Consider the following 2,854-nt stretch of genomic DNA (forward strand, 5'->3'; position numbering starts at 1 on the left):
ACAGAATTCCGTGTTCCTGGTTTGCGCCGCTTAATACATAATCGAGCAAAGGCGTTCCATCAAGCTCACACGGCTGGCCGTACCCGAAATCATGGGACTGCTTCGAGGTTCCGCGATCTCGGCTCATTGCCATCCAGCCGGCATCCAATATTGCCCAGCCTTTCTCCGACTGGTGGCCGATAACCGTGGTAAGCACGCTCAATGCAATGTCGTTAAGCGCGCATACACCGACATTGTGCATTACGAGATCGAATAGAACGTAGACGCCAGCCCGCACTTCGGTCACGCCGTCCAGATTTTTTGCGGCGATTGCAGTCGGCGTCGAACCAACACTGACACCGTCGCAGGGTACACCAGCGGCGCGCAATCTCTGCGCCGCATGAACGCACCCCAATCTTTCCTGTTCGGCGAGCGCCGTTAGGGCTTCTGAAGTGTCTAGCTCATAGCTTGAGCCGGCATGGGTCATCACTCCGCCGACTTTGACCGAGTTAATGCGCAAGATCTGTCCGACTTCAAGCAACGTGTCCTCTTCCGGCGTAATACCGGACCGATGCCCGTCGGTGTCGACTTCAATCCAGACTTCGAAGGTGACATCGTTTTTGCGGATGAACTCGGCGACAGCAGTTGCCGCAGCCGGATTGTCCACCACCAGTTTCAGATCGCAACCCTTCTTTTTGAGCGCCATCGCCCTTGACAACTTCGAAGGCACAATGCCGACAGCGTAAAGTATATCGGTCACGCCTGCGGCGAAAAATTCCTCGGCCTCCTTCAATGTCGAAACCGTTATACCCTTCGCGCCTGCAGCAAGTTGGACACGAACGACGTCGAGGCATTTTGTCGTTTTGACGTGAGGACGGAATTTCACCCCGAGCGTATCCATGTGTTTTTGCATGAACGCAATGTTCTTCTCCATCCGCGGAATATCGATCAACGCGGCTGGAGTGTCGAGAATGTCTAGTCTCATGATGTTACTCTGCTGTGTTGTTGTTCGCGGACGTACCGAATTGGCTGGCCCAAGCAACGAGCGGGTCGAGGCTCGGCGACTCGATTTCAGGCGGTTGCGCACCCTCAACCAGCGGAAGACCAATTCTATTGTGCCAATAGGTCCTCAATCCCACAGCAGCGGTACCGAACATGTCATAGCTCGATCCTGCGACGAACGCCGCATCCGCGGTGGTTACGCCCAACTTGTCGAGCGCCAACCTGTACGGCAATGGGTTCGGCTTGTAGACGTCAGCCTCCTCCGCCGTGATAATAGCGTCCCACCTTATAGGGAATATCTCCGCCGCCTGCCTGCCAAGTCGCACCGAACAATTTGTGACAATGGCAAGCTTGCAGTGGGGTTGTAGACGCTGCAATGCATCGAGCGCACCGCTCCACGGCGCTAGTTGTAGCCACTTTTCCTCCAAGGCGCGCGGAGCAGATTCTGAAAGTCCTACGTTCGCCGCAGCGTCTCGCACCAATCTTTCGTATTCCACGTACTGTCCACAACCGTAGGTCAGGCGTAGATATTCAGCTCGCCAGGCTCGCCCAGCTTGCTCGGAACCCGCAGACTGATTCCAAAGCGTCCATGAATCAAGGAGTGCGGTCAGCAGATCGAAAAGTATCGCCTTGGGGTAAGCAGTGGTTAAGGATTGCTTCGACATTTCGCCTCTTATCTGTAATTGATATCAATTTACATAACCGATTATAAAGATCGAAGAGGCGTTCTTGCTTAAGCATATCTAATTCTTAGATTCATAAAATGTGAATTTATAAACGAACAACAATCCGACGTAGAAGGCGGGTTGAAATTTGAAAAAGGTTGCTTAAACACGCCACTGCGGCATCGGTTTGAATCGATCCTGAAGAAACTCCATGAAATGCTTAGTGCGCGCCGGTAGACCTGCGCGGTTATGGGTCAATGCGATAACATTGGCGTCTGGGGCTTTCCAGGCCGGCAAAAGCCTGACCAGCCTTCCGCTTTGAAGTTCGTCAGTGACGTCCCATTCGGACCGGAGAATAACGCCACGGCCCTCGCACGCCCACCGCCGGATGACCTCCCCATCATTGCAGCTCAGCCGCGACGTGACCCTAACGCTGCGGCTCGTCTTCCCTTTGCTAAAATGCCATAGCGAGACATCTTCGTTGTTTTCGCGCAGCACGATGCAAGGCATGTGCATCAGCTCGTCCGGGGCATTTGGGCTGCCGAATCGTTTGATAAAGGACGGCGACGCACAGACGAATCTCGAATTCGGCGCGATGGCGTACCCGACGAGATTGGAAACTCTTAACTCGCCAATGTGCACCACTACATCAAAGCGATCCACCGTTTCCGTCAGAGGTTGATCGGAGAGCGTCAACGCGACGTTGACGTCGGGGTTTTGCAACTGAAAATCAGCAATGACGGGGGCGACATATCGGCGCCCGAACCCAAGCGGCGCGTTGATCTTCAAGGTACCGACGAGGCCTCCCCTACGTTCCTGCAAATCCTCGAGAAGCGCGTCGAACTGTTGTACCAGGTCTTCCCCACGTTGGCACAGCAACTGCCCCTCTTCAGTAAAAAGAAGTTTGCGCGCAGTGCGATCGACCAGCCGCATCGCCAATTTTTTTTCTAGTTGTTGCAATCGTTGTGTGACCGCAGAGGGAGTTAAGCCCAATTTCCTGGAAGCTGCAGTGAGACTGCCACTATCCCGGATCATCAACAAGAAACGGATATCAACGGTATCTGTCATTTCAGTATCTATAAACTTAAGAGTTAGACAGATTAAATTGTTCGACTTGGTTGTTCAAGTACTCTCCGCCAATCATAAATACAAATGTGCGAGCCGAGCTCGCGTGCTGGTCGCGGACATTGCATGACTATAGGGTGAGC

General features: G+C 53.4%; 3 protein-coding genes. All 3 read right to left on the minus strand.

Annotated features, from left to right (window positions below; translation table 11 throughout):
* On the minus strand, positions 1–964 hold a 964-nt coding region (locus ACFFAR_RS29950; RefSeq protein ID WP_375509090.1), incomplete at its 3' end, for an alanine racemase.
* 4 nt (positions 965–968) lie between these two features.
* A complete protein-coding gene (locus tag ACFFAR_RS29955; RefSeq protein WP_375509091.1) occupies positions 969–1,646 on the minus strand; it encodes an HAD-IA family hydrolase in 678 nt (225 codons plus the stop codon).
* 162 nt (positions 1,647–1,808) lie between these two features.
* Positions 1,809–2,714, minus strand: coding sequence for a LysR family transcriptional regulator (locus tag ACFFAR_RS29960; protein ID WP_375509092.1), 906 nt, complete (start codon positions 2,712–2,714; stop codon positions 1,809–1,811).
* Positions 2,715–2,854 lie beyond the last annotated feature (140 nt).

It is taken from the genome of uncultured Caballeronia sp. (assembly GCF_964243625.1).
Taxonomy (GTDB): domain Bacteria; phylum Pseudomonadota; class Gammaproteobacteria; order Burkholderiales; family Burkholderiaceae; genus Caballeronia.